Annotated in this window: 25 protein-coding genes and 1 tRNA gene; 19 read left to right on the top strand and 7 right to left on the bottom strand. The window is 72.6% G+C overall.

The window, feature by feature from the left end:
* Positions 1 to 140: 140 nt before the first annotated feature.
* Positions 141 to 335: an HVO_2922 family protein gene (locus NO364_RS01860; protein ID WP_257628388.1), complete on the bottom strand. Its 195-nt coding sequence runs from the start codon at positions 333 to 335 to the stop codon at positions 141 to 143.
* 98 nt (positions 336 to 433) lie between these two features.
* Between NO364_RS01860 and NO364_RS01855 the strand changes: the two genes are divergently transcribed.
* From NO364_RS01855 to NO364_RS01830, 6 genes are all read left to right on the top strand, one after another.
* The gene (locus tag NO364_RS01855; RefSeq protein WP_257628387.1) at positions 434 to 1,252 is read left to right on the top strand and encodes a shikimate dehydrogenase; all 819 of its coding nucleotides are present in this window, start codon (positions 434 to 436) and stop codon (positions 1,250 to 1,252) included.
* 45 nt (positions 1,253 to 1,297) lie between these two features.
* Positions 1,298 to 1,807 (top strand): helix-hairpin-helix domain-containing protein, encoded by a 510-nt coding sequence (locus NO364_RS18120; protein ID WP_157689023.1) that lies wholly within the window; start codon positions 1,298 to 1,300, stop codon positions 1,805 to 1,807.
* A gap of 6 nt (positions 1,808 to 1,813) precedes the next feature.
* Positions 1,814 to 2,755, top strand: a complete 942-nt coding sequence (locus NO364_RS01845) for an aminotransferase class IV (RefSeq protein ID WP_257628386.1) — start codon at positions 1,814 to 1,816, stop codon at positions 2,753 to 2,755.
* A gap of 52 nt (positions 2,756 to 2,807) precedes the next feature.
* Positions 2,808 to 3,224 (top strand): Rieske (2Fe-2S) protein, encoded by a 417-nt coding sequence (locus NO364_RS01840; protein WP_157689027.1) that lies wholly within the window; start codon positions 2,808 to 2,810, stop codon positions 3,222 to 3,224.
* Positions 3,225 to 3,273: 49 nt separating this feature from the next.
* Positions 3,274 to 3,720 carry a hypothetical protein gene (locus tag NO364_RS01835; RefSeq protein WP_157689029.1) on the top strand — a complete coding sequence of 149 codons (447 nt, stop codon included), beginning with the start codon at positions 3,274 to 3,276 and terminating at the stop codon, positions 3,718 to 3,720.
* Positions 3,721 to 3,783: 63 nt separating this feature from the next.
* Positions 3,784 to 5,010, top strand: coding sequence for an outer membrane protein assembly factor BamB family protein (locus tag NO364_RS01830; protein ID WP_157689032.1), 1,227 nt, complete (start codon positions 3,784 to 3,786; stop codon positions 5,008 to 5,010).
* Between the two features lie 386 nt (positions 5,011 to 5,396).
* Here the strand turns inward: NO364_RS01830 and NO364_RS01825 are convergent.
* From NO364_RS01825 to NO364_RS01815, 3 genes are all read right to left on the bottom strand, one after another.
* Positions 5,397 to 5,471: transfer RNA gene (locus tag NO364_RS01825), tRNA-Met, on the bottom strand.
* A gap of 145 nt (positions 5,472 to 5,616) precedes the next feature.
* A complete protein-coding gene (locus NO364_RS01820) occupies positions 5,617 to 6,075 on the bottom strand; it encodes a GtrA family protein (RefSeq protein WP_157689034.1) in 459 nt (152 codons plus the stop codon).
* A complete protein-coding gene (locus tag NO364_RS01815) occupies positions 6,072 to 6,842 on the bottom strand; it encodes a glycosyltransferase (RefSeq protein ID WP_157689036.1) in 771 nt (256 codons plus the stop codon). Before NO364_RS01815 ends, NO364_RS01820 begins: the two co-directional genes overlap by 4 nt.
* Before the next feature lie 96 nt (positions 6,843 to 6,938).
* On the opposite strand from NO364_RS01815, the gene NO364_RS01810 reads away from it, so the two are divergent.
* Entirely contained in the window at positions 6,939 to 9,254 is a 2,316-nt protein-coding gene (locus NO364_RS01810) for a DUF2298 domain-containing protein (protein WP_257628385.1), read from the top strand.
* On the opposite strand, the gene NO364_RS01805 is transcribed toward NO364_RS01810, so the two are convergent.
* Positions 9,255 to 9,512, bottom strand: coding sequence for an HAH_0734 family protein (locus tag NO364_RS01805; RefSeq protein WP_157689040.1), 258 nt, complete (start codon positions 9,510 to 9,512; stop codon positions 9,255 to 9,257). It lies immediately after the preceding gene.
* Positions 9,513 to 9,607: 95 nt separating this feature from the next.
* On the opposite strand from NO364_RS01805, the gene NO364_RS01800 reads away from it, so the two are divergent.
* Positions 9,608 to 10,753 carry an SPFH domain-containing protein gene (locus tag NO364_RS01800; RefSeq protein WP_157689042.1) on the top strand — a complete coding sequence of 382 codons (1,146 nt, stop codon included), beginning with the start codon at positions 9,608 to 9,610 and terminating at the stop codon, positions 10,751 to 10,753.
* Positions 10,754 to 10,809: 56 nt separating this feature from the next.
* Positions 10,810 to 11,469 carry a winged helix-turn-helix transcriptional regulator gene (locus tag NO364_RS01795; protein ID WP_257628384.1) on the top strand — a complete coding sequence of 220 codons (660 nt, stop codon included), beginning with the start codon at positions 10,810 to 10,812 and terminating at the stop codon, positions 11,467 to 11,469.
* Here NO364_RS01795 and NO364_RS01790 read toward each other — a convergent pair.
* A complete protein-coding gene (locus NO364_RS01790; RefSeq protein WP_157689046.1) occupies positions 11,466 to 11,702 on the bottom strand; it encodes a DUF7123 family protein in 237 nt (78 codons plus the stop codon). The two genes, NO364_RS01795 and NO364_RS01790, sit on opposite strands and share 4 nt — an antisense overlap.
* 230 nt (positions 11,703 to 11,932) lie before the next feature.
* On the opposite strand from NO364_RS01790, the gene NO364_RS01785 reads away from it, so the two are divergent.
* On the top strand, positions 11,933 to 13,285 hold the full coding sequence (locus NO364_RS01785; protein ID WP_257628383.1) for an alkaline phosphatase family protein: 1,353 nt from the start codon (positions 11,933 to 11,935) through the stop codon (positions 13,283 to 13,285).
* A 1-nt stretch (position 13,286) separates the two neighbouring features.
* On the opposite strand, the gene NO364_RS01780 is transcribed toward NO364_RS01785, so the two are convergent.
* The gene (locus NO364_RS01780; protein ID WP_157689050.1) at positions 13,287 to 14,369 is read right to left on the bottom strand and encodes a tubulin/FtsZ family protein; all 1,083 of its coding nucleotides are present in this window, start codon (positions 14,367 to 14,369) and stop codon (positions 13,287 to 13,289) included.
* Positions 14,370 to 14,522: 153 nt separating this feature from the next.
* On the opposite strand from NO364_RS01780, the gene NO364_RS01775 reads away from it, so the two are divergent.
* The 9 genes from NO364_RS01775 to NO364_RS01735 are packed head-to-tail and all read left to right on the top strand — an operon-like array spanning position 14,523 to position 24,575.
* Complete coding sequence (locus NO364_RS01775; protein WP_257628382.1) at positions 14,523 to 15,224, top strand: DUF7310 family coiled-coil domain-containing protein; 702 nt, start codon at positions 14,523 to 14,525, stop codon at positions 15,222 to 15,224.
* On the top strand, positions 15,221 to 15,655 hold the full coding sequence (locus NO364_RS01770) for a DUF7311 family protein (protein ID WP_257628381.1): 435 nt from the start codon (positions 15,221 to 15,223) through the stop codon (positions 15,653 to 15,655). Before NO364_RS01775 ends, NO364_RS01770 begins: the two co-directional genes overlap by 4 nt.
* A 39-nt stretch (positions 15,656 to 15,694) precedes the next feature.
* A complete protein-coding gene (locus tag NO364_RS01765) occupies positions 15,695 to 17,602 on the top strand; it encodes an ATPase, T2SS/T4P/T4SS family (RefSeq protein ID WP_157689057.1) in 1,908 nt (635 codons plus the stop codon).
* Positions 17,599 to 19,326: a type II secretion system protein gene (locus tag NO364_RS01760; RefSeq protein ID WP_257628380.1), complete on the top strand. Its 1,728-nt coding sequence runs from the start codon at positions 17,599 to 17,601 to the stop codon at positions 19,324 to 19,326. The genes NO364_RS01765 and NO364_RS01760 overlap by 4 nt, the downstream gene beginning before the upstream one ends.
* A gap of 34 nt (positions 19,327 to 19,360) precedes the next feature.
* Positions 19,361 to 19,828, top strand: coding sequence for a DUF7283 family protein (locus NO364_RS01755; protein ID WP_257628379.1), 468 nt, complete (start codon positions 19,361 to 19,363; stop codon positions 19,826 to 19,828).
* Positions 19,809 to 20,207: a DUF7285 family protein gene (locus NO364_RS01750; RefSeq protein WP_257628378.1), complete on the top strand. Its 399-nt coding sequence runs from the start codon at positions 19,809 to 19,811 to the stop codon at positions 20,205 to 20,207. The genes NO364_RS01755 and NO364_RS01750 overlap by 20 nt, the downstream gene beginning before the upstream one ends.
* On the top strand, positions 20,204 to 21,055 hold the full coding sequence (locus NO364_RS01745) for a DUF7284 family protein (protein WP_257628377.1): 852 nt from the start codon (positions 20,204 to 20,206) through the stop codon (positions 21,053 to 21,055). Before NO364_RS01750 ends, NO364_RS01745 begins: the two co-directional genes overlap by 4 nt.
* Positions 21,052 to 24,111: a DUF7286 family protein gene (locus NO364_RS01740; RefSeq protein WP_257628376.1), complete on the top strand. Its 3,060-nt coding sequence runs from the start codon at positions 21,052 to 21,054 to the stop codon at positions 24,109 to 24,111. Before NO364_RS01745 ends, NO364_RS01740 begins: the two co-directional genes overlap by 4 nt.
* A gap of 32 nt (positions 24,112 to 24,143) precedes the next feature.
* Positions 24,144 to 24,575: a DUF5791 family protein gene (locus NO364_RS01735; RefSeq protein WP_257628375.1), complete on the top strand. Its 432-nt coding sequence runs from the start codon at positions 24,144 to 24,146 to the stop codon at positions 24,573 to 24,575.
* Positions 24,576 to 24,579 lie beyond the last annotated feature (4 nt).

Here is a 24,579-nt window from a genome sequence, read left to right as displayed (position 1 = left end):
CTCGACGGCCGATGCGGCGAGAAGCGGGGAACCGTGTGAACGTTCGGTAGGGATCCGCTCGGCGCCGAATTCAGCCGTTTCAGGCCGAGAGAGCCGGGTTCGGGGCGGCGAATCGGTCGAACCGGAGCCAGTCGACGGTATCACTCCGCGTCCGTCGCCACGACCGCTGCCTCGGGGGCGCTCGATTTTACGCTCCCGATGCCCCGTTTTGCCCCCTGTTTCGACGCGTACCCCTCGCCGCTGTCGGCGATGATGTTCCCGTTGGCGACGACGAGTCGCCACCGCCACTCGCCGGCCTTGTCCTGATACAGTTCGAACCGCGGTGCGGTTGACATACCGGGCGGACGTACGCGGGGGTGACCCAATAAATCGGCGGCCGTGCTGGCGCGTCGGACGCGGGGGCTTTTCTCCCCCCGCGACGAAGCCGTCGCCGATGCACGTCTACGGACTGATCGGCAACCCGGTCGGCCACTCGCTCTCGCCGCCGATGCACGAGGCGGCCTACCGCGAACTCGACATGGACGCCCGCTACGTCACGTTCGAACCCGCCCCCGACGACGTCGCCCGCGCCCTCGACGGGGCGGCGGCACTCGGCATCGACGGCCTCAATGTCACCATCCCGTTCAAGCAGGACGTCCTCGAACACGTCGACCCGGACGACCTCGCGGCACGGATCGGCGCGGTCAACACCGTCGACTTCTCCACGTCGCCGCCCCGCGGATACAACACCGACGCCGCGGGCGTCCGCCGCGCCTTCGAACACCACGGCGTCCCGCTCGCCGGCGCCGAAGCCGTCGTCGTGGGCGCCGGCGGCGCCGGCCGCGCCGTCGCCATCACCCTCGCCGAGGCCTGCGAGGCGGTCCACGTCGCGAACCGGACCGTCGAGCGAGCGGCGGAACTCGCGGCCGACGTCCGGGCGGGCGACCCGGACGCCACCGTGACGGCGGGCGGACTGGACACCCTCGGGGACCGAGTGCCCGCGGCCGATCTGCTGGTCAACGCGACGAGCGTCGGGATGGAGGAGGACGCCACCCCGGTGCCGGCGGCCCTGCTCCACGCCGACCTGGCCGTCCTCGACGCGGTGTACTCGCCGATCGAGACGCGCCTGCTCCGGACGGCTGCCGAGGCGGGTGCGACGACCATCGACGGCGCGTGGATGCTCCTGTTCCAGGGCGTCGCCGCCTTCGAGCGCTGGACCGGTCGGGACGCGCCCGTCGGCGCGATGAACGACGCGCTCAGATCACGCCTCTGACCGCCTCGCCGGTTTTTAAATATCGGGCGGCCATACGTGTCTTCAATGGGAATTCTGGACACGCTGCTGTCGCTGCTCGGACTGGACGGGTCGTCGTCGAACGACGAGCCACGGGAGACGACCGTCAGCGTCGAACGCGACCGGGTAGAGACCGATTCCGAAGCGGCCGTCAAGGGCACGGACTCCGCCGACGAGGCCGCCGCCGGGACGGAGGCCGCGGCGTCGACGGACTCGCTGGTCGACGAGGACGCCGACGCCGCCGAACCCGCCGAGGCGGCAGGGCCCGACGCGAGCGACACCGAGACGGAACTCGACACGGCGGCGGCCGAATCCGCCGGCGAGACGACCGGCGAACACGACGGGGAGCCGGCGACGACCGGGGAATCGGTCGAGGTCATCAAGGGCATCGGTCCCGCCTACGCCGAACGGCTCTCGGCGGCCGGCGTGGAGTCGGTGGCCGACCTCGCGGCCGCGGACGCCGAGGAACTCGCGCCGAAGGTCGACCTCTCGGCGAAGCGGGTCGGCCGCTGGATCGACCGCGCGAAGGACCGCTGACCGGCGATGTACCACGTCGACGGCCGCCTCGTCGACCCCGACGACGCGACGCTCCCGCTCGACGACCGCGGGGTCGCTCTCGGCGACGCCGTGACCGACACCCTGCGGGTCTACGACGGGACGCCCTTCGCGTGGCGACCCCACGTCGACCGCCTGTTCGGCGCCTGCGAGCGCCACGGGTTCGACCCCGGCGTCGACGCCGCCACCCTCCGTGCGCGCGTCGAGGAGACGCTCGCCGCCGCCGGGCTCGACGACGCGCTGGTTCGGGTCTCGATCACGCGTGGTCGCGGGGGCGCCGGACGCGAAATCGGGGACGGGAACACGGCGGACGGCGACGGCCGGAGGGCCGGCTCCGTGTTGCCGGACGCCGACCGCCTACGCCCCCCGGCCGACCCCGACCCGACCGTGGTCGTGACGGCGACGCCGGCCCCGTCGGCGGACGCGGGGACCGAGGCGGCGCCGCTGACCCTCCAGACCGTCCGCACCCGCGCCATCGCGCCCGACGCGGTGCCGGCGGCGCCGCTCACGCACAACCGACTCGACGCGGTCCGCGCACAGGCCGAACTCCGGCGGGCGGCGCCCCCCGACGGCGGCCCGGCGGACGAAGCCCTCCTGCTCGACGCAGAGGGACACGTCGTGGGCGGGACGGCGAGCGACCCCCTTTTCGTCGACGGCGACGCCGTCCGACTGCCGGCGCTCGGCGACCGACCGGCCCGGACCGGCACCCGGTCGGTCGTCCGCGAACTCGCCGCGGCGGAGGACCTCCCCGTCGTGACCGGCAGCTACACGCCCGCCGACGTCCGCGAGGCCGAGGAGGCCTTCGTCGCGGAACCCAGCGCGGGCGTCCGTCCGGTCGCCCGACTCGACGGCGTCGCCGTCGGCGGCGGCCCCGTCACCGACCTGCTCTCCCGACTGTTCGCGGAGCGTGTCGCGGCGACCCGTGGCTGACGCCGTCCCGGCGACGTGAGGTATAAATTCCGGCGGTCGATATCCGGAGTCGATGGACGCCGACCGACGGATGACGTCGCTCGATTCGGTCCCCGACGACACCACCTTCCTCGTCACCCTCCGTCGTCTCGACACCGGCGAGGAGCGCGAGGCGGTGCTGGTCCGCGTCGCCGACGGGGAGGTGCGCGGCTGGCTGAACTACTGTCGACACCTGTTGGACGTGCGCCTGGACAAGGGCTCCGGAGCCCCGATGCGCGACGGCGAACTCGTCTGTGCGAACCACGGCGCCTACTTCGAGGCCGACTCCGGCTACTGCACGTTCGGTCCCTGTGAGGGCGCCACCCTCGAAGCCGTCGACGTGACCGTCGACGACGGGGCCGTCTACCTGACCGACGACGACTACGCCTTCGTCACGACCGGATCGCTCGACGACGGCGGCCCAGCCTCGTCGTCGAACGTGGAGTTCTGACCGACGACGCCGGCAAGGACTTTTGTCGCTACCGGTCGCACCCCTATCCATGTCCGCCCGGTCCCCCCTCCCCTCCACGGTCCCCGCCACCGTCAGGCGTATCGCCCCCCTCGTCGACGCACTCGCCGTCCTCGCGGGCGTTGTCGGCTCGCTGACGCTCCTCGGCGACCGGGGGGCGCTCCCCGCCGCCGTCGACCGCCTGCACGCAGTCGTCGCCGTCGGACGGGCTGTCCCGCCGTACGCCCCGCTGGCGCGTCCCCTCGCGTGGGCGGTGCTCGTCCTCGGCTGTTCGCTGCTCGCGGGCTACGCGCTCTGGAGCCGCCGCCGGTGGCTGGTGTGGTCGCTCGCCGGAACGGCCGCCGTCGTCGCCGTGCTCACGCCCACGGCCGGTGGGGTAGCGGTCGCCCCGTTCGCGCTCCTGCTCTCCGTCGCCGCCGGCCTCCGTAGCTTCCGGGCGGGACGGACGACGGCCGAGCAGCCGGACGTGACGCTCTGACTCGGCTCCCGGCACGCGACGACTGTCCCACCTTTTTTGTCCCCGAGTGGGACGTACGGTCCGATGCCCTCCATCACGCGCCGCCGACTCCTCGGGGGAAGCGTCGCCCTCGCGGTCGGCGGCTACGGCGCTTACCGCCTGCACCGCGGTGCGGCCGCGGCGACGTTCGACACTTGGACGCCAGCCCCCGGAACGTGGCCGCTCCGCCGGTACGACCCCGCGAACACCGCGCACAACCCGAGCGCGACGCCGCCGCGGGAGCGACCCGCGCGCCGCGAGTTCACCGCGCTCCCGACGGCTGCCGGACGCCCCTCGCTCTCGCCGCTCGTCGGCCCCGACCACGTCGTCGTCTACGGGTCGGGGCTCGCGGCCTACGCCCGCGAGGACGGCACGGCGGCCCGCACCGTCGAGGCCGCGACGCCCCGCGCCGGGTTCGGCCCCGACGGCCGCCTCCACGCGGTCAGCCTCGACTCGGGCACCGCCACCGATCCCGTAGCCGTCGTCGGCTACGACGGCGCCGACCTGCAAGAGACCTCTCGCAGCCCGGTCGACACCGACGACCCCCGTGGCCTGACGGTCGGTGCGGACGAGGTGTACCTCGGCACCGGGAGCGGGACGCTCCACGGCATCGACGCCGGCGGTGGCCGACGCTGGCAGGTCGACGGTGCGATGCCCGCCCTCGTCGACGGCCGGCTGTACGCCGCGGACGCGCCCCTCGATGGAACCGTCGCCTACGCGGAGCGCACGGGCCGCGACCGGTACCTCCGGCCGGGGCCGCAACGGGCCTGGAGCGCCGGCCCCGTATCCGGCTTCGTCCACGCCCCCGCCGTCGCCGACGGGCGCCTCGTCGTCGGCACCTACGCGGAGGGCGGCGGCGTGGTCGCCGCCCTGGACGCCGACTCCGGCGAGTCCCTGTGGGAACCCCGGCCGCTCGGCGTCGACGTCGCCACGCCGGCCGTCGTCGGCGCTCGCGGCTACGTCGCCGCCGGCACCGACGACCGACGGGCCGGACTCGTCGCGGCGCTCGACCTGCGGACCGGCGAGGCCGACTGGCGCGACGCGGTCGGGTGGCACGCCGTCGCCCCCGCCGTCGGCGGCGACACGCTCGTCGTCGCGGGCGAGGACCGGGAGGACGGCGACGTCGTCGCCGGCGTGGTGCGGGCCTACGACCGCGCCGGGGGCGAGCGGCTGTGGACCCACCGGTTCGAGACGCCGGGCGTCGGCGGCCTGGCGCTCGTCGAGGACCGCGTGTTCGTCGCCGCGGGGTCGTCGGTGTACGAACTCCGGTGACGCGATTCGGTCGACGCCCCGACCCGCGATGGTCTTCGGAGGGGGGAAGGAAAGACTCGACCGGGGCGGGAGGGGACCGTCCAAATAAAGCCTACACCCGCACCGAAGCCGGTAAACACGTCATAACGATCAGAGTTCTGTCTGTTGGATCAGCCCGAATGTCGTCGAGAACTCCCTCCGGGTACGGCTTCGCACTGTGTCCGTCCCACGACGTGGATCGGATCTACGAGACGTACCAGTACCTCTGAAACGCCGTTTAGAGACGGGCTCCGCGGGAGTTGGCGGGAACCCTGTCGGCGAAGAACCCGTACTGGGCCTTCGAGCGGACGATGGGGATGGAATCGGCGCGCGGCGTCCGTTCCTCGGTCGCAGGTGCCGGCCAAAAATAGCGGGAGGTAGATTTGAACTACCGATCTCCGGGTTATGAGCCCGGCGGAATCTCCTGGCTATCCCATCCCGCTATCGAATTCGAGTCCGGTCGCGGCATTAAGGGTTGTGATTCGCGTGCCGGACGGGGATTCTCGGCGCCCCATACGCACCGTCGGAAGTCGGGTCCGCCGGTCGACGGCACGCCGGTCGGCGACCGCCGGGGGACGGTGACGGCGATCAGTCGGCACCGACACGCCACGTGAACAGCCCCTCGGTGAGGTAGTTGAGTAGCATCCCACAGCCGATGCCGATGGCGTTGGCCACCGTCGGCCAGAGGTCCGCGCCGGCGACGACGAGCGTGACGTCCGTCCACGACGTCAGCGCCGTCAGGACGGCGAACCCGACGAACAGGCCGCCCGCTCGCACCAGGTGGGATTTCAGGTAGCGGCGGCCGCGGGGGAGCCACCCGGCCGCCCCGGCCTCCGCGAAGGTCCACCGGTCGTTGATCAGGAACATCAGCGTGATCGACACCTCGGCCCCGACGGCCTTGGCCAGCTGCGGGAGGACGCCGTATCCGGCCGTCAGGACCGCGACGACGACCGTCTCGGCGGTGGCGCCCACCGCGCCCACGGAGGCGAACTGTCCGAACCGGATCCCGGAATAGAGCTCCTCCAGTTTGCCCAAGCCGCCGTTCATCGGTGATCCCGGTCGACGAGTGCGGGCGCCGAGTCCCGTGACCGGTCGAGCATCTCGTGCAGGCGGTCGTTCCGGAGGAGGCGCGCCCGGTGGCGGGCGACGAGGAGTCCCCGCGCCAGCCGGAGCGTCGTGCCGACGGGGGAGACGGTCGACTCCGGACGATCCTCCCAGACGACCGGCACCTCGGCGATCCGGCAATCGACCGCGTCGGCGACGGCCAGTAGTTCGATATCCCACGCGAAGCCGGGTTCGTGGAGGTGGGGCCGGATCCGCGTCCAGGCCTCCCGCGTCAGCGCCTTCGCGCCACACTGGTAGTCGTAGAGGTGGACGTCGAGGAGCCGGCGGGCCAGCCACGCGAAGCCGTCGCCGAGGTACCGGCGCGCAACCGTCTGGTGGGACTCGACGGTCGCGTCGGGGTGTCGGCGCGACCCGGCGGCGAGGTCGGTCTCGCCCGTCGCGACCGGCCGGATCACGTCGGCGACGGACGTCGCGGGCGTACTGCCGTCGGCGTCGGCGAAGGCCACCACGTCCGTCGAGAGCGCCTCGAACCCGGCGGTGATCGCCGCACCCTTGCCCCGGCGGGAGGGCGACTCGCCGACGGTGACCGGAAGGGCGTCGATCCGGTCCAGCACGCCGGGGCCGGGGGCGTCGAGTTCGACGCGAATCGTTTCGGGAGCGACCGTCTCTCGGAGGGCGTCGACGTAGCGTTCGAGACGGTCGACGTCCGGGTGGTAGGCGGGGATCACCACCCCGACGGATCGGGACATGGGGAGCCCTTTCGCGACGGGCGTAAAAAAGCGAACGACTTCGACTCCCGGCCCACACCACAAACGGTTTATCGTCGCTGACTCGACTCCGGGTAGATGGAGTACGGGCTCGTCCTCCGCTGGCTGGTCCTCTACGGCGTCCTCGCGGCGCTCGGCCGCCCGCTCGCCGCCCGCCTGTTCTCGACGCTCCCCGGCCGCGGGGTCGGGCTGAGCCTCCCGACGGCGCTTGCCGTCCTCGGAATCACCGTCTACTGGCTCGGCCACCTCGCGTTCACCCCTCTGACCCTCGCCGCCGCCGTCGCCGTTCTCGCCGGTCTCGCCCTACTCGCGGGGCTGGACCGCGACGCGTTCGCCGACCGCCGACTCGAACTCGCCGACGGCGTCCGTCCCGGACGCGAGTGGCGGGCGGCAGCGGCCGTCTTCGTGGTCGCCTTCGCCCTCCTGCTCGCCGTCCGGGCGGTCGACCCGGCGGTCTACCCCGTCGGCGGCGAGAAGTTCCTCGATTTCGGCCTGCTGAAGTCGCTCGACCGCACGACTCGGCTCCCGCCCCAGGATATGTGGTTCGCGGGCGAACCGGTCGCCTACTACTACGGCGGCCACCTCCTGACGGCGACGCTCGCCGACCTCACGGGCACCGCCCCCCGCTACGCCTACAACCTCTCGCTCGCGGGCTTCTACGCCACGCTGGTCACCGCGGCGTACGGCCTCGCCGGCGCCATCGCCCGCGAACGGGCCGAATCGTGGCGGCTCGCGGGTCTCGCCGCTGCCTTCTTCGTCGGCCTCGCGAGCAACCTCGTCACGGCGTCCCGCCTCCTCGTCGGCGCACTCCCCGCCCCCCTGCGGGCCGACGTCGCTGGCGTCGTCGCCGCCCGGACTCGCTACTCGACCGACGCCGTCCTCGCCGGGCTGGACTCCTTCTCCTACTGGACCGCCAGCCGCGTCATCCCGGGGACGATCAACGAGTTTCCCCTCTTCGGCTGGCTGAACGGCGACCTCCACGCCCACATGATGGGCACGCCCTTCCTCCTGTTGGGTGCCGCACTCGCGTTCGCGCTCTACCGGACGCCGGCCGCCGACCTGCGGCGGCGTCGCGTCCTCGCGTTCGTCGCCGTGCCGATCCTGGCGGGGTTCCAGGCCGTCGTCGACACCTGGAGTTTTCCCTCCCTCTTCGGCCTGCTCTTCCTCGCGCTCGCGCTCGGACGCGCCGAGCCGTGGAGCGTCCTCTCGGCGCGGGTGGCCCGGTGGCGTGCCGCCCGCGACGCCGACCCGGCGACGGCCGAACTCGAGCACCTCGCGGGCGCCCTCGCCGTCGCCGGGGTCGCCGGCGCCCTCGGCGGCCTCCTCGCGCTCCCCTTCCTGCTCGGGGCTGCCGGCGGCCGGTCGGTGGCGCTCCTGCCGGCCGCGGAGCGCTCCAGCCTCCCGGCGCTCCTCCTGGTCCACGGCGCCTTCGTCGCCGTCTTCCTCGCGTACCTGCTGGATCGGCTGTCCGTCGACCGGGTGCTGGCGCCGCTGGTCGGCCTCGTCGCCCTCGGCGTCCTCGCGCTGACCGCCGACCTCGCCGTCGCCCTGGTCGTCGGCCCCCTCCTGATCTTCGGCTGGGCCGCCTGCCGCACCGACCGTCCGGTCGGGTTCGAGACGGTGTTGATCGTCGCCGGCGCGGGGCTGGTCGGCCTCGTCGAACTCGTGTACGTCCGTGAACTCGCCGGCCCCCTCCGGATGAACACGGTGTTCAAGACGTACGCGCAGGTGTGGGTGCTGTGGGGGGTCGCCGCCGGCGTCGCCCTGCCGGCGTTCGTCCGGTGGCCCGGCGGCGTCTCGGTGCCCGGGACCCGCAGCCGCTGGCTGCGCGCGGGGCTCGCCGTCGTCGTCGTCCTCGCGACGGTGCCCTACGCGGGGCTGGCGCTCTCCGCGCACTTCGACGGGGCGGCCGAGCCGACGCTCGAGGCCACCCGATTCGTCGAGCGGGAACACCCCGAGGAGGCCCGCGCCATCGCCTACGTCGACGGCCTGTCGGGACAGCCGACCCTGCTGTCGGCGCCGGCGACGAGCCGGTACCCCGGGCCGGAGCGCGACTCGCCGGCGCCGCCCGGGATGTACGGCTGGCAGTCGAGCCCGGCGGCCAGCCTCACCGGCGTCCCGACCGTCGCGGGCTGGCACCACGAGGTCGGCTATCGCGGCCGGGAGCCGTACCTCACGCGGGTCCGGGCCGTCGACGACGCCTACACCGGGCCGCCCGAGCGGACGGTCGCCGTGCTCGAACGCTACGGCGTCGACTACGTCTGGGTCGGGCCGGCCGAGCGAGAGCGCTACGGCGAGGTGTCCTTCACCGACGTCTCGGGGGTGACGCCGGTGTTCGAGAACCAGGCGGTGACGATCTACCGGATCGACTCGGCGGAACTGGGCGTCGCCTGATCAGTCGCGACCCCGAGAGACCACGTCGAGGGCGTCGGCGTCGACGGAGTCGACGTCGAGCCAGTGGGGGACATACTGGCGCTTCGCGAAAGCCTCCCGCTCGTCGGGCGTGCCGATGGTACACCAGAGCTGTACCTCGTCGGGGCCGTGGTAGTCGCCCTGCCGCTGGATCGAGAAACAGACCTGCTCCTCGCCGTCGTACTCGATGACGGCGTCCTTGCGGATGCCGGGGTCGCCCCTGACGATGAGCTGTTGCATGGGCGTCGCTTCGGACAGTCCGGATTTAATCGCTTCGATGGGTGTCGAGGGGTACCGTGCGAACCCTTTTGCCGACGTCACCCCAACTCGATGCCATGGCCCCCGTCGCACTGCAGTTGATCCCAGGCCTCGGACCGCTCCTCGTCGGCGTGCTCGTCCTGTTGCTCGCCATCGTCACGGTCTACCAGATGGTCGAGATCGTGGACGCCTACGAAAAGAAAGCACTCACCGTGTTCGGCGAGTACCGCCGACTGCTCGAACCGGGGATCACGTTCATCCCTCCGTTCGTCTCACGGACCTACGCCTTCGACATGCGGACCCAGACCCTCGACGTGCCGCGCCAGGAGGCGATCACCCGCGACAACTCGCCGGTGACCGCCGACGCCGTCGTCTACATCAAGGTGATGGACGCCAAGAAGGCGTTCCTCGAGGTCGACGACTACAAGATGGCGGTGTCGAACCTCGCCCAGACGACCCTGCGCGCGGTGCTCGGCGACATGGAACTCGACGACACGCTGAACAAACGTCAGGAGATCAACGCCCGCATCCGGAAGGAACTCGACGAGCCGACCGACGAGTGGGGCGTCCGGGTCGAGTCCGTCGAAGTGCGGGAAGTGAACCCCTCGAAGGACGTCCAGCAGGCGATGGAACAGCAGACCTCCGCGGAGCGTCGCCGCCGGGCGATGATCCTCGAAGCCCAGGGGGAACGGCGGAGCGCCGTCGAGACCGCCCAGGGGGAAAAGCAGTCGAACATCATCCGCGCCCAGGGTGAGAAACAGAGCCAGATCCTCGAAGCGCAGGGTGACGCCATCTCGACCGTGCTGCGCGCGAAATCCGCCGAGTCGATGGGCGAGCGCGCCATCATCGAGAAGGGGATGGAGACGCTGGAGGGCATCGGTCAGGGCGAGTCGACGACGTTCGTCCTCCCGCAGGAACTCACGTCGCTGGTCGGCCGGTACGGCAAGCAGTTGACCGGCAGCGACGTTCAGGACACCGAGGGCCTCGACTCGCTCGACTTCGACGCGGAGACCCGCGAGCTGATCGGCCTCGACGACATCGAGGAGATCCTCGGCCAGATCGACGAGGCCGCGGAGATGGACATCGAGGAGCTGGAGCAGGAGGCCGAAGCGATCAAGTCGGGCGCGGGGACCGACATCAAGAGCCCGGACGAGGTGGTCGAGGACGCCGAGGACGCGGAGGTCGCCGGCTCGGGGGCGGAGCCCGAACCCGAGACGGAATGACCCGCTGACCGCCGGGGCGGTACCCTTTAGTCGCCAGCAGCCGAGTGTGCGAGTGGATGCCCAACGGGGACCGGGGAGTCGACGAGGACAAACGCTCCACGTTGCGGCGGTTCGCCGCGCTGGGAGCGGCGACGCCGCTCGCTGGACTGGGGAGCGGCGAGGCGGCCGCGCGGTCGTCGGCCGACGGCTCCGACGTTCGGGACGCCATCCTCGGCTACGTGAGCACGACTCCCGGAGCGCACTTCTCGAAACTCCGCGACGACCTACAGTTGGGGACGGGGGAGACACAACACCACCTGCGCCGACTGCTGGACGACGGCGACGCGGCCGGCCGGCGGTCCGAGGACCCCGCCATCGTCTCGCGGCGCGACGGCGACTACCGTCGCTTCTTCGTCGCCGGCCGGTTCTCGACGTTCGAGCAGGTGGCGCTCGGCTACCTGCGCCGGGAGACTCCCCGGGGGATGTTGCTGACGCTACTTCGTCACCCCGACGCGACCGGAAGCGCGGTGGCCGACGCCATCGGGGTGTCGCGGGCGACGGTGAGCACGTACGCCTCGGAGCTCGTGGACGCCGGACTGCTCGCCCGTGACGACGGCTACGTCGTCGCGCGCCCGGAGACGATCATCACGCTCCTGGTGCGGTACGCGGACTCCTTCGACGCCGAGGTACGCGCGTTCGCGGCCGAGGCCGACGACCTGGTCCGGTACGATCCCTAAACGTCGACCTTCCAGGTCGTCCCCGAGGAGTACCCCCACTTCTCGACGGTCACGTCGAACTCGCCGGTTCGGATAGCGGTCATGTTCGCCCCGACCTCCTTGGCAGTCATGCCGAGTTCCGACGCGATGAGTCGGGACTTGAAGTACGTCTCGTCCGTGGCGTGTTCACGCAGGTACGCGAGGATGCGACGCTGTTTGTCGGTGAGGTCGTTGCCGGCGGCACTCGTGCTCATACCCGTACGGTGGGGACCGTCGATAATAGGGGGTTTGGTACGGACGGTTAACACCGTCCCGTCTGCCGATTATCCGACCACCACGGGGGTCGAAGTGGCCCCTGAGCGGACGGGGAGGTACGGTTACCTAACAGGCGTCGGACGTCGACGGGGCACAGCACCGTGTCGCAGAAACCGCCCGTACCCGCCGGAAACGAAGGTTCTTATTGGCGTCCCGGATATGCGGTGGTATGGGTCTGTTCGATAGACTGCGCGGAGAGGACCACCCGCGTGTCGCGTTCATCGGCATCGACGGGGTGCCGTTTAGCCTTCTCGACGACCATCCCGAGGAGTTCCCCAACTTCGCGGCGCTGGCGTCGGAGGGGAGCGCGGGCGCCATCGACAGCATCGTGCCGCCGGAGTCGAGTGCCTGTTGGCCGGCGCTCACGACCGGCGTCAACCCCGGCGAGACGGGGGTTTACGGCTTTCAGGACCGCGAAGCCGGCTCCTACGACACCTACGTCCCGATGGGACAGGACGTGCAGGCACCGCGCATCTGGGACCGGCTGGAGGAACAGGATCGCACCGCGACGGTGTTGAACGTCCCCGTCACGTTCCCGCCACAGCGGAACGTCACGCGGATGGTGTCGGGCTTCCTCTCGCCCGGCGTCGACAAGGCGGCCCACCCCGACGAACTCCGGGACTACCTGCAGTCTATCGACTACGCCATCGACGTGAACGCCAAACTCGGACACAGGGAGGACAAAAGCGATTTCGTGGAGGACGCCCACGACACCATCGACACGCGCTTCGAGGCCTTCTCTCACTACCTCGAACGCGACGACTGGGACCTGTTTTTCGGCGTCTTCATGACCACCGACCGGGTCAACCACTTCCTGTTCAAGGATTACGAGCGCGACGGCCCGAACGAGGAGGCGTTCATGGAGTTCTACCGGAAGGTCGACGACTACATCGGGCAGATCCGCGAGGGACTCGACGACGACGTGACGCTCGTCGTCGCCAGCGACCACGGGTTCACCTCCCTCGATTACGAGGTGCACTGCAACGCGTGGCTCCAGGAGGAGGGCTGGCTCTCCTTCGAGGACGACGACCACGACGACCTGACCGACATCGCCGAGGAGTCCCGCGCGTACTCGCTCATCCCCGGGCGCTTCTACATCAACCTCGAGGGGCGGGAACCGCGCGGTTCGGTACCCCAGGAGGAGTACGAGTCGACCCGCGACGAACTGAAGACGGCACTGGAGGACCTGGAGGGGCCGGACGGGAACCCGGTCTGCGAACGCGTCGTCGAGAAGGAGGACGCCTTCCGGGGGGACCACGACGACATCGCGCCGGACCTCGTGGCCATCCCCAACCACGGGTTCGACCTCAAGTCCGGGTTCAAGGGCCACGACGAGGTGTTCGGCGTCGGCCCCCGGAACGGCATGCACAGCTTCGACAACGCGACGCTCTTCGTCGACGACCCCTCGGCGTCGGTGACGGACGCGGACCTGTTCGACATCGCGCCGACCATCCTCGACCTGATGGACGTCGACTACGGACGCACCGACTTCGACGGCGGCAGCCTCGTCACGTCGAAATAGCCTAGAGGAGCCCGTCGATCCGTTCGTCTTCGAGCGCCGACGCGGCGTCCTCGTCGTCCCGCTCGTTTTCCTCCTCGACGGCCCGCCGTGCCCGTTCGAGGAAGTCGTCGAGGCGGTCGGAGTCCGCCACCCCGCCGAGCAGGACGAGCGCCGCGAGGCGGTCGTCCGAGAGCGGGAAGTCGCCGCCGCGAACCTCCATCGTGTCGAGTTCGGTCTCCAGCCAGGAGCGGGCGCGCTCCACGCCCTTCCGGGAGATGGTCTCGGGACGGCCGGCGACGACCAGCAGTCCGCGTTCGGCGCTGGTCGTATCGGGGAGGCTCAGCCCCGACCGGATCGCCCGACGTGTGGTGCTCGTGACAACGTTCACGTTCGCTGCCGCGTCCGACGACGACTCGGCGGCGGCGTAGCCGAGCGTCGCGACGCCCGTTTCACGGAGGGTGTTGATGACCTCGGAGCTGTCGACGACGGACTCGCCGACGCCGTCGACGGACTCGCCGGCCGCGAGCAACAGGCCGACCCGACGGGCGATGCGTTCGTTGATCGCCTCGTAGCCCGATTCGAGGCTCTCGCCGGCTGATCGCCAGGCGTCGTTGTCGACCAGCAGGGTCGCGTCGGCCTCCCGGGTCAGCGTCTTCAGCGACCGCCCGGCGTTCACCTGGTAGAGCGCCCCCTCGTCACGGCCCGGGAGGATCCCGAGGCCGTAGACCGGCACGTCGTAGATCCGTTGGAGCTCCTTGACGAGGTAGGGGGCGCCGCCGCTCCCGGTGCCGCCGCCGAGGCCGGCGACGACGAAGATGGCCTCGGCGCGGGCGGTCACCCGGCCGTCGATGGCGCCGAGCACCTCCTGTACGTCGTCTCGCATCACTTTCGTGCCGAGTTCGTTGTCACCGCCGACCCCGTGGCCGTTCACCTCGGCCCCGCCGATCAGGACCGTATCGAGAGGGAGGGACTGCAGGTCGGAGCGGGCGCTGTTGACCGCGAGGGAACCGGTGACCGCACCGAACCCGTTCCGCGCGTCGAAATCGGACAGGGCGTCGACGACCTTGCCGCCGGCCTGTCCGACACCGATCAGGACGGACTTCATGCGTCCGACGTGCGTCTTGCGGACCTTCAATTCATCGACGAGTCTCGGAGCGTGCAGGCCGCCGGTCCGCCGACACGACACGGGCACGGGCCCGACGGCGTCCCGTCCCCAACGGCCGAGACTTTAGGAAGGATGCCGCGCCCACCGCGGGCCATGAGCGACACCCTGGAGCAACGTGTCGACGCGCTGGAACGGGCGCTCACCGACGGACGGACCACCGACTGGGACGGCCTCCCCCAGGCGGCGGAACTGGAGGAACGCCTCGACGACGTCGAGGCCACCGTCGAAGCCGTGGACGACCGGGTGACGGAACTGGAGGCGGCGGTCCAAGCCCTCCGGGGCTTTGCCGGCGGCGTCGACGCCGTCGACGAGGCGGTCGAGCGTCGGGCGAACGCCGCAATCGCCCGGGTCGAACGGCTCGAAGCCGAACTCCGGGAGACGACGGACGGTGGACGGACGACAGGGACCGATTCGGGACGGGGCGGCGGCGACACCGCCGCTCGGGTGTCGGGACGAGACAGCGCGAGCGGGCGGGGGATGGCCCGTCCACTGCGTGACGGCGAACGTCCGGCCGACGGCGTCGCGAACGGCGCGTCCGCCACGAACGCCGACGGCGAACGGGGCCGTCGCGCCGGCGGATCCGGCCCGGACGCCGACGCGGGTCGGAACGACGAAGGACGCTGCCGTTCGGCCGCAGGAAGACGTGCGGAGGCGGGCAATCGGTCCGCCTCGACGCTCGCCGCGGCGGCGGCCGACACCGCCCGGACGGAACTGGCGACGGGACCGGACGCGTCGGCGGAAGAGGACGAAACGACGGACGCGACGCTCGCCGACCGGATCCGCCGACTGCTGTGATCCGCGCGGTCCTCGCGGTCCTGCTGTCGGTCGCCCTGTTCGCCGCCGTCGTCCCGGGTATCGACGAGGCTCGCCGGTCGCGGACGGCGACACACCTCGACGGCGTCACCGACCGGATCGAACGGACGGTCCACTCGCTGCGCGCCCACGAGGATCCCACCCGCCCGTCGGTATCGGGCGCACGACGCATCGTCCGTGTTTCCCTCCCGGCCCGTTCCTGGAGCGCCGCGGGGGCGAGCCTGCGAATCGAGGGGGATGAGGACCGCGTCGGCTACCGACTCGACGGCCGGCCGCCACGCTGGACGACACTCCGAGGAATCGACCTCCGGACGCCAGCGGGACCGGTCGTCCTCGAACGACCGGGGCGACACCGGCTCGTCGTCTCGCTCGTCCGGGACCGGGGCGTCGGAGTCGTGATCGCCCGAGGGTGAGGCCGAGGTTCAAGAGTGATCGGGGGGCCACGGCGTCCCATGCGTCTACTGGACCGACTGCGGGAGGGGGACGACGAGACTGACGACGGCTGTGGCTGCGACCCGGCGGTTCGGTCGCCCCGCGGAAACGACCCCGACCGGTCCGGCACGCTCGTCGTGGCGGCCGACGGCTGTCCAGCGAGGGGTGACCTGGTCGCGAGCCCCGACTGTCGAGCGACGGTCGTCGACGCGCTCGCGGGCAGTGGGGTCGACGCCGTCCACGTCAGGGCGGGTGGCCGCGAACGGGTGTACGACGACGGAGCGGTCGGGTTGTTGGTCGCGGCGGGTCGGTTCGCCGCCCGGGTGGCCGTCCACGACGAACGACTGGCCGAGCGGGCACGTCGCGACCCGCTGGGGGCGGCCCGAGCCGCGACCGGCCGCGCGGGTCCCGCGTCGACGCTGGCCGCGAGTACGGGGTTGGCCGCCGGCGCCGACCGGGTCGACGGCTACGAGGCGGCGTTCGGGGCGCGGACGGGACCGACGGTCGCCGACACGCGCCTGGATCGGTGCCCGCCACGCGACGCGACGCTGGTCGCTCGCCGCGAACTCGGCACGGGCGCGACGGTGCGGCGGTACCGCACGGAGGCGAGCGACCGCTACCTGCTCGATCCGCCGGGGTGGAGGCTGGACGCGGCGGAACTGACGACGCTCGCCGACGCGTACGACCGGCTCGCCGACACGACGACCGGGGACGACGCGGCGGCGGTTTCGCGTGCCGTCCGGACGGTGGCGCCGGCCGACGGATCGATGTCGGTGGCGACGGTGGAGCGCGTTCTCCGGCGCCACACCCGCGGGCACGGCGTCTTGGAGGACCTGTTCGCCGATCCGCGAGTGTCTGAGGTGCTGGTGACGGCGCCGGTCACCGACAACCCGGTTCGCGTCGCCGTCGACGGCGAGCGGGTGCCGACGAACGTCCACCTGACCCGTCGCGGGGCCGAAGCGCTGGCCTCCCGGTTCCGACGGGAGAGCGGACGTGCCTTCTCGCGGGCGGCGCCGACCCTCGACGCGACGACACGAACCCGTAACGGGCGGGTCCGCGTGGCCGGCGTCGCCGACCCGGCGAGCGACGGTTACGCGTTCGTCTTTCGCACCGGCGGACGGGAGGCGTGGACGCTCCCGGCGCTCGTCGCCAACGGGACGCTCCCGGTCGACGCCGCGGCGCTCTGCTCGGTCGCCGTCGAGCGCGCCGGCGCGGGGCTGATCGCCGGACCGCGTGGTGCCGGGAAGACGACGCTCCTCTCGGCGCTCCTGTGGGAACTCCCGCCGTCGACGCGCGCCGTCGTCGTCGAGGACACGCCCGAACTTCCGGCGGCGAGACTCCAAGAGGCCGGCCGGGACGTCCAGACCGTCCGCGTCGAGTCCGGCGACGGTCCGGCGCTCTCGCCGACTGAGGCGCTTCGGACCGCGCTCCGCCTCGGCGAGGGGGCGCTGGTCGTCGGCGAGGTTCGGGGCGAGGAGGCGGCGACGCTCTACGAGGCGATGCGCGTCGGGGCCGCGAGCAGTGCCGTCCTCGGTACGATCCACGGCGACGGCGCCGACGCGGTGTTCGAACGGGTGGTGTCCGACCTCGAGGTCCCCGCGTCCTCCTTTGGGGCGACGGACTTCCTCGTCACGCTCTCGGCCGGCGAGCGACGCACCGTTTCGAGCGTCGAGGAAGTGCGCGACACCGGGGACGGCGTCGCGTTCGAATCGCTGTTCGAACCCGTCGGGGACGGCACCGAGGCGACCGGCGTCGTCGACCGTGGAAACAGCCGTCTCGTCGCGTCGCTGGCGCGGCCGGGCGAGTCCTACGCCGACGTGCTCGGCGTCATCGACGAACGGGCCTCGCTGCTCGCCAACCTCGCGGGGACGGAGCGAACCGATCCGGCGGCGGTCGACGCGGTCCACCGGGAACGGGTGGCCGAATGATCGAAGGCACGGTGGTCGTCGAGACCCTCGCCCAGCGATGGCCGTGGCCCACGCCCGCCGATCCGGCCCTCGAGGGGGCGCTCGCGTACCTCCGTGCGCCCGTCGACGCCCCGGCGCTCGAACGGGCAGCGCGGGTCGCGGGGACGCTCGTCGGTGTCGTCGTCGCGGTCCTCGGAGTGGTGGTGGGCGTCGCGACGACGCCACGATGGGGGGTCGTGGCCGCGGCTACGGGCGTCGCCGTCGGCGCCGGCGTCCCCCTCGCCGCGAACCGCGGCCCCCGACTGGCGGCGCGTCTGGCACGGACGCGGGCGCTCGGGTCGGCCGCGGCGCTCGTCGGCCGGGCGGCGATGTGCCTGCGGATCGATCCGACGGTCGAACGGGCGGCCGCGTTCGCCGCACGGACCGGACGCGGCGTGCTCGCCCGCAGCCTCGACGGCCACGTGGCACGGGCCGCGGGCACGCCCCGGAACGGGTTCGACGGCTTCGACGAGGAATGGAGCGAGTCCTTCCCGGCGCTCTCGCGTGCGGTCTCGCGCTTAGAGGCCGCGGCGGCGGCGCCCCCCGACGAACGGGAGCGCCACCTCGACCGAGCCGTTTCGGCGGCGCTCGACGGCGCCCGGGAGGAGCTGGCGGCGTTCGCGAGCGAGATCCGCGGCCCCGTCACGGGGCTGTACGCCTTCGGCGTCCTGCTCCCGCTGGCCCTCGTAGGTGTGCTTCCCGCGGCGCGGGCGACGGGCGCACGCATCCCGTTGGCCGTGATCGTCGCCCTCTACGACGTCGTCCTCCCGGTCGTCATGGTCGGGGCCGGGGCGTGGCTGCTTGCCCGCCGCCCGGTCGCCTTCCCGCCGCCGCGGATCGACGCGTCCCATCCCGAGACGCCCGACGGTCCCGTGCCCGCACTCGCGGCGGGCGTCGTGGCCGGCGCGGGCGGCGGCGTCGTCGCCACGCGGGTGGTGGCACCGTGGGCGGCCCCGATAGCCGGGGTCGGACTCGGCGTCGGCACTGTGCTCGTGGTCCGCTTTCACGCCGCCAACGAGGTCAGAAAGCGGGTGCGCGCGGTCGAGTCGGAGCTCGACGACGCGCTGTATCTGATCGGCCGACGGGTAGCAGCCGGAGAGGCCGTCGAGTCGGCGCTCGACGGGGCGGCACGACGGATCGAGGGTTCGACCGGCGACCTGCTCGACGAGGCGGTACGCCGACAGCGGCGGCTGGGCCTCACGGTGACGGCCGCCTTTCGTGGCGACGGAGGACCCTCGAACGACCTGCCGAGCCGTCGAACCGAGGAGATGGTGACCCTCGTCGGCCTCGCGGCGACCGAGGGGGAGCCGGCGGGCGAGGCGTTGGTCGCGACGGCGGAACACGTCGAGGAACTCGGCCGGGTGGAGCGCACGGCCCGGCGGCAGCTTTCGAAGGTGACCGACACGCTCGCCAACACCGCAGCCGTCTTCGGTCCACTGGTCGGCGGCGCGACGGTGGCCCTCTCGGCCCGCGTCGCACACACCGGGACGAGCGCCGGGTTCGGTGCCGCGCCCCTCCCGACCGGCTCCCTGGGCGTCGCGGTGGGTGCGTACGTGCTCTGGCTCGCGGCCGCGCTCACGACCCTCTCGACGGGACTGACACACGGACTCGACCGGACGCTCGTCGGCTACCGCGTCGGCGCCGCGCTCTGGCTCGCGACCGTCGCTTACCTCGCGGCGTACGTCGGGGCCGGCGTCTTCCTGTGAAGGTTCAAGTGCGGTGACGCGGCCACCGCGTGCCATGTTCGACGTTCCGGTCGACGCGTGGTACACCTGGCTCGGGCTATCGCTGGCGAGCGCCGCGCTGTTCGGCGTCGGCGCATCGTTGCCGACCGCTCCGCCGCCGGCCGCGGCCGACGCCGCCGACACGGTCGACCGGGCGGCGAGCGCCTCGGCCCCCGTCACGGCCGAACACCCGCTCGACGCGCGGGCGGTTCGAATCGCGCCGAACCGACTCGGCCTCCGGAACGACGCCGGCACCACTCACGCGACGTTCGCGTTCGGTCCGGTGACGCCAGCGGCGCGAGCGGCGGCGCTGACCGACGTCCTCCGGGGGGCGCCGCCGTCGTCGCGTTTCGACTCGCCCGAGGCGCTCTGTGACGCCGCGGCGAGCGCACGCGACCGCGCCGCGCGGTGGCGGCCGGTCGACGGCCCACTGCTCGTCCGACGCGTCGTCTGGGAGGGGTGTGATGTCACGCTCGTCGGCTAGGGGGCAGGTCGAACCGGTCGCCGCCCTCGCGGTCCTGCTGGCGGTGTCGAGCGCCGTCTCGGCGTACGCCGTCGCGCTCGACGACGTCGGCGCCGAGCGCCGCGACGAACGGGAACTCGCCGGACCGACCCTCGACCGGGTCACCGACGTCCTCGTGACCGGCGGGGTCGCCGACCCGACACGGACGGCGCGGGCCCACCGCGCCGGCCCGGACGGATACCGGGTGAACGTGACCGTCGCCGCGGCCGGCCGGCGGTGGCACGCGGGGGCGACCCCGTCGCCGGGCGCGACGACCGACGCGGCGAGTCGGTCCGTGGGCGTCCGTCTGGGCCCGGGACGGGTGCGACCCGGGCGCGTCCGCGTGGAGGTGTGGTCGTGACGAGTACCGTCCTCGACGGAGTGTTCTGCCTGCTGTTGATCAGCGCCGCGGTGGTGACGGTGACGACGGCGACGCCGCGGGAGCCGGCGGGCGAGGGACGCGCGGCCGACGTCGCGTCGACGTTGGCGACGTCGACGGCGACCGTGAACTACACGCTCACGCCGCGGACCGAACTAACCGACGTCGAGGGGACGGAGGACGACGACGCGTTCGGCCGGACGGCCCACGGGACGCTGGCGGAACTCCTGGCGCGGGCGGCGGTGGGGGAACTGACAGTCGGCGGCCGGCCGTTGTCACACGAGCGGGCGGGCCTCTCTCGAGCCGTCGTCCGGGCCGTCGAAGCGGCCGCTCGGACCAACAACACGCGGATCACTGCGGTCTGGCGACCGTATCCGAACGCGTCGGTGACCGGACGGATCGCCGTCGGGAGTCGGCCACCGCCGGACGTGTCGGTCCACGCGGCGACGCTCACGGTGCCGAGTGGCCTCCCCGCGACGCGGGCCGACGCGCGGACGGCCGCGGCGACGAACGGCATGGCGGGCGTCGCCGACGCCGTCGCGGCCGGAGTCGTCGATGGACTGTTCCCGCCGACGCGGACCCGTCAGGCGGCCGGCGGACGGGCGTCTTCGCTCGTCCGCCACCGGTATCGGCTCGCCGAGCGTCGATTCGGCGCCGACGGACGCGCGACCCCGGCCGACGGCGACGTCGACGACGCGAACGACCGCCTCGCCGCCGCGCTCTCCGAGCGGGTGGCCCGGGACCTGCGTGGCTCGAACGCGTCCGCGTCGGCGGCCGCCGAACGCGTCGGCGTCGGCCGCGTACGAATCGTCGTGAGGACGTGGCCGTGACCCGGTTGGCCGAGGATCGGCGGGCGCGCGTCCCCTTTGCCCTGCTCGGCGTCCTGTTGCTGGTCGGGGCGTCGACGTACGCGGCGGCGGTGACCACGCAGGGACCGAGCCGGGTGGACCGCGGGGCCGCAGCGGCGATGGACCGCGCGTCGGCCGGGTCGACGGCGGCCCTGCGATCGGCCGTCGGCGAGGCGGCGCGGGCGGCCGCCGCCGAGCCCGTCACCGACCCCGCCGCGACGCCGTACGGGCGGCTGCTTTCCGACCGGCGTCCGTTCCGTGACGCGCTCCGGCTCCGGATCTACCTCCGTCTGCGCGAGCGCTTGGACGCGACCCGCTACCGGCGGGGGTCGGTGACGGCCGTCGCGTCGGTTCCCGCGGCCACGACGCCGGCGGAACTCCGCCGCGCCATGGATCAAGTGACGGTGACCCGCGTCGAGAACGGAACGGCGCTCCGGGTGACGGTGCGGAACCTGACGCTGACGGTTCGTGACGGGGAGCGTCTCGTCGCCCGGGAGAATCGAACCCGGACCGTGACCGTCTCGACACCCGTCCTCGCGCTCCACGACCGTGCGTCGGCCTTCGAGACGCGGCTGAACCGGCGTCCGCTGGAGGGCCCGGGGCTGGGCCGACGGCTGACCGCACGGCTCTACCCGGTCGCCTGGGCACGGGGGTACGCCCAGTACGGGGGTCTCCCCATCGCCAACGTCGTCGGCACCCGACACGTGGAGACGACGACCAACGGGGCGTTGCTCGAAACCCAGCGGGCGGTGTTCGGGCGGAGCGACCCCGCCGGACGCCGGGCGATGCGACGGGCGACGCTGGAACTCGGCGTCGAGGACGTGACGGCGGCGTCGTCGGTCGACGGGCAGCGGGCGAAACGCGTCCTCCCGCGGCCGAACCGGCGGGCGAACATGTCGGGGGAACTTCCCGGCCGCCGTGGAGCGTCGGCCCCCTCGCCGGACCGCCGGCTCGACGTCGACGTGGGGCCGCTGGCCGGACGTGCGTTGGCGGGGCTACGGATCGAGTCGGTGCCTTCGAACCGGTCGCTCGACGCCGCGCTCCGTGCCGCCTACCGCGTCGAGGCGGCGCTCCGGACGAGCCGCGATCGAACCTACCACGAACCGCGGCCGGAGCCGGACCCACCCGGCCCGGAGTGGCGCCTGACCGACACGAGCGTCTCGACCGACCCGGAGGTGCAGTCGAGCGTCGGGATGGCGCCGACGGCCGGGGACGGCGAACGACAGTTCGACTCGTTCTCCCGGCACGTGGTCCTCGACCGGCGGATCAGGTGGACCTGGGAGCGCGGCAACGACACGCTAACGACGGGCGGGACGTGGACCGAGCGCTACCGGGTCGGCGTGGCCGTCGTGGGGTCCTACGCGCCGAACGGCTCGGCGCCCGACCGCCCGACTGCGCCGCGCTTCGAGCGCGGCGGAGCACTCGACGGGCCGAACCTCGCGGACGTACCCGAGAAGGTGGAGACACGGCTGGTGGAGCGACAGGGCGGACGGGACGCCGTGGCGGCGGCCGTCGCCAACGCGAGCCTCGGCACGACCGAGGCGGCGGTGTACGGTGATCGGCCGTCCGACCTCCGGTCGTGGACGTACGACGACCTGACGCGGCTTCGGGAGCAGCTCGCGGACCGCTCGGTCGAGGTTCGTGCGGGCCGAGTGGCGACCTACACGGTCAACCCGCCGGCGAAACTGGCGGCCACGCTCCGCGAGCGGCGGGCGGCGTTGGTCGACCCACCGGAGCAGTATCGGGGAGCGGCGGACCGGGCCCGCGTCAACGCGCGGGTGGCGTTGCTCGATGCGACGATCGACCGACTGGAACGGCGTGCGCGGACGCACGAACGGACACGGGAGACGTTCGGCGACGTCCTCGGGCGCGTGGGCGTCGAATCGCCACGGACCCTCCGGCGGATCGTCGAAACGCGGCGGACGCCGGTCGTGAGTCCACGGGATCGGATCGCCGGCAGTCCGCCCGGCGGTCCCGTCGGCGTCGTCCCCGACGGTTCGCCCGCGTACCTCACCGTCGAGTCGGTGAGTCACGAACGGGCGCGGGGCGTGCCGCCGTCGCGTCCGTACCGTCCCCTCGCGACGAGGAACGTCAACCTGTTCGCGGCGCCGTACGGCGACGCCGCGGACGCGGTGTCGGCGTCGGTGACGGCCGATCCGTCGCGGGTCAGGCTTCGGACCGCCGCACGGGTTCTCGTCGCGTCCGAACCGGTCGCGAACGGCTCCGTTCGCGACCGACGGCGGGCGCTCTCGCGGGCCGTCGCGGCGTCGCTCGACGGATTGCGGGGGCGGGCGCGCCGCGCCGTCCGGAACGGCACGCGGCTCACCCGGCCCGAGGCCGAGGCGGCGGTCGCGGCCGCCTTCGATCGGTGGCCGGATCCCGGGCGACGGGCGCTCGCCGCGGCCAACGGCTCGCTCGCCGGGGCGATAGCCGTCGCCGCGGACCGCAGGGCTGCGTCCCCGCAACCGGAGCGTGTGGATCGACTGGAGCGGCGACTCGACACGGCGGTCGCCGACAGCCTGCGAACCGACACGACGACCGTCGCGGAGGACCTGGTGTCGGAGACGCTGACTCGGATGCGAGACCGGTCGCTGGAGCGGGCGAGCGAGGCGGCGACGGAGCGGCTGGCCCGCGGGCGCTTGAACGAGACGCTCGGCGCGGTACCCGCCGGGATCCCGGTCGCCCCCGTTCCGGGGTACTGGTACGCGACGGTCAACGTCTGGGAGGTGCAGGTGCGGGGCGCCTACGCGCGGTTCACGCTTCGAACCCGGCGTGGTGCGCCGACGCCCGGGGGAGCGAGCCGGTACGTCCGCGACGGCTCGACCGTCCGACTGGACGTGGACGGCGACGGACGGGACGAACGGCTCGGCCGCGACGAGCGGATCGACTTCCGGACGCGGACGGTCGTCGCCGTCGCGGTTCCCCCGTACCGGAACGGCGTGGGCGACGTCGACGGCGACGCCGACGAGCGAGGGGGAAGCTGGCCGGATCCCGGTTGTACGTCCTGGGCGGCCGACGCCTGTCCCGCCTCGGAGTGAAGCCTTTTGATCACGGGGCGCCCATCGAACGTATGCTCCACGAAGCGGTCGACGAACCCGAGACGCTGTCGCCACAACAACTCCGCGAGGCCTACGACGCCGAACTCCGTGCCGTAATCGATGCCCAGGGGATCGAACGGGTCGCCACGGCGGCCGACCTCCCGACCGAGTCGGTCGCCGCGCTCGCGAGTGGGGAGTCGCCGTCGATGACGCTGTCGGAAGCGGCGGCCATCCTCGCAGTCGACTCCGAGGGCCGGGACGCGGACGTGATCGTCCAAGAGGTCCGCGACTACCTGCTGATGGGGATGACGACGGGTGTCCTCGACGTCGACACCATCGCCTCGAACGTCGACCTCGACCTCTCGGGTCAGGAGATCCAACAAGCGATCGAGGGTCGGATCCGGATGACGCTCGACGAACTCGCATCGATCCACGGCTACGTGGCGGGGCGGTCGGGCCCCTGATCGC

The organism is Haloplanus salinarum (genome assembly GCF_024498175.1).
GTDB lineage: Archaea > Halobacteriota > Halobacteria > Halobacteriales > Haloferacaceae > Haloplanus > Haloplanus salinarum.
The sequence above is the reverse complement of the archived record's forward strand: the minus strand, read 5'-3'. Positions and strand labels throughout refer to the sequence as shown.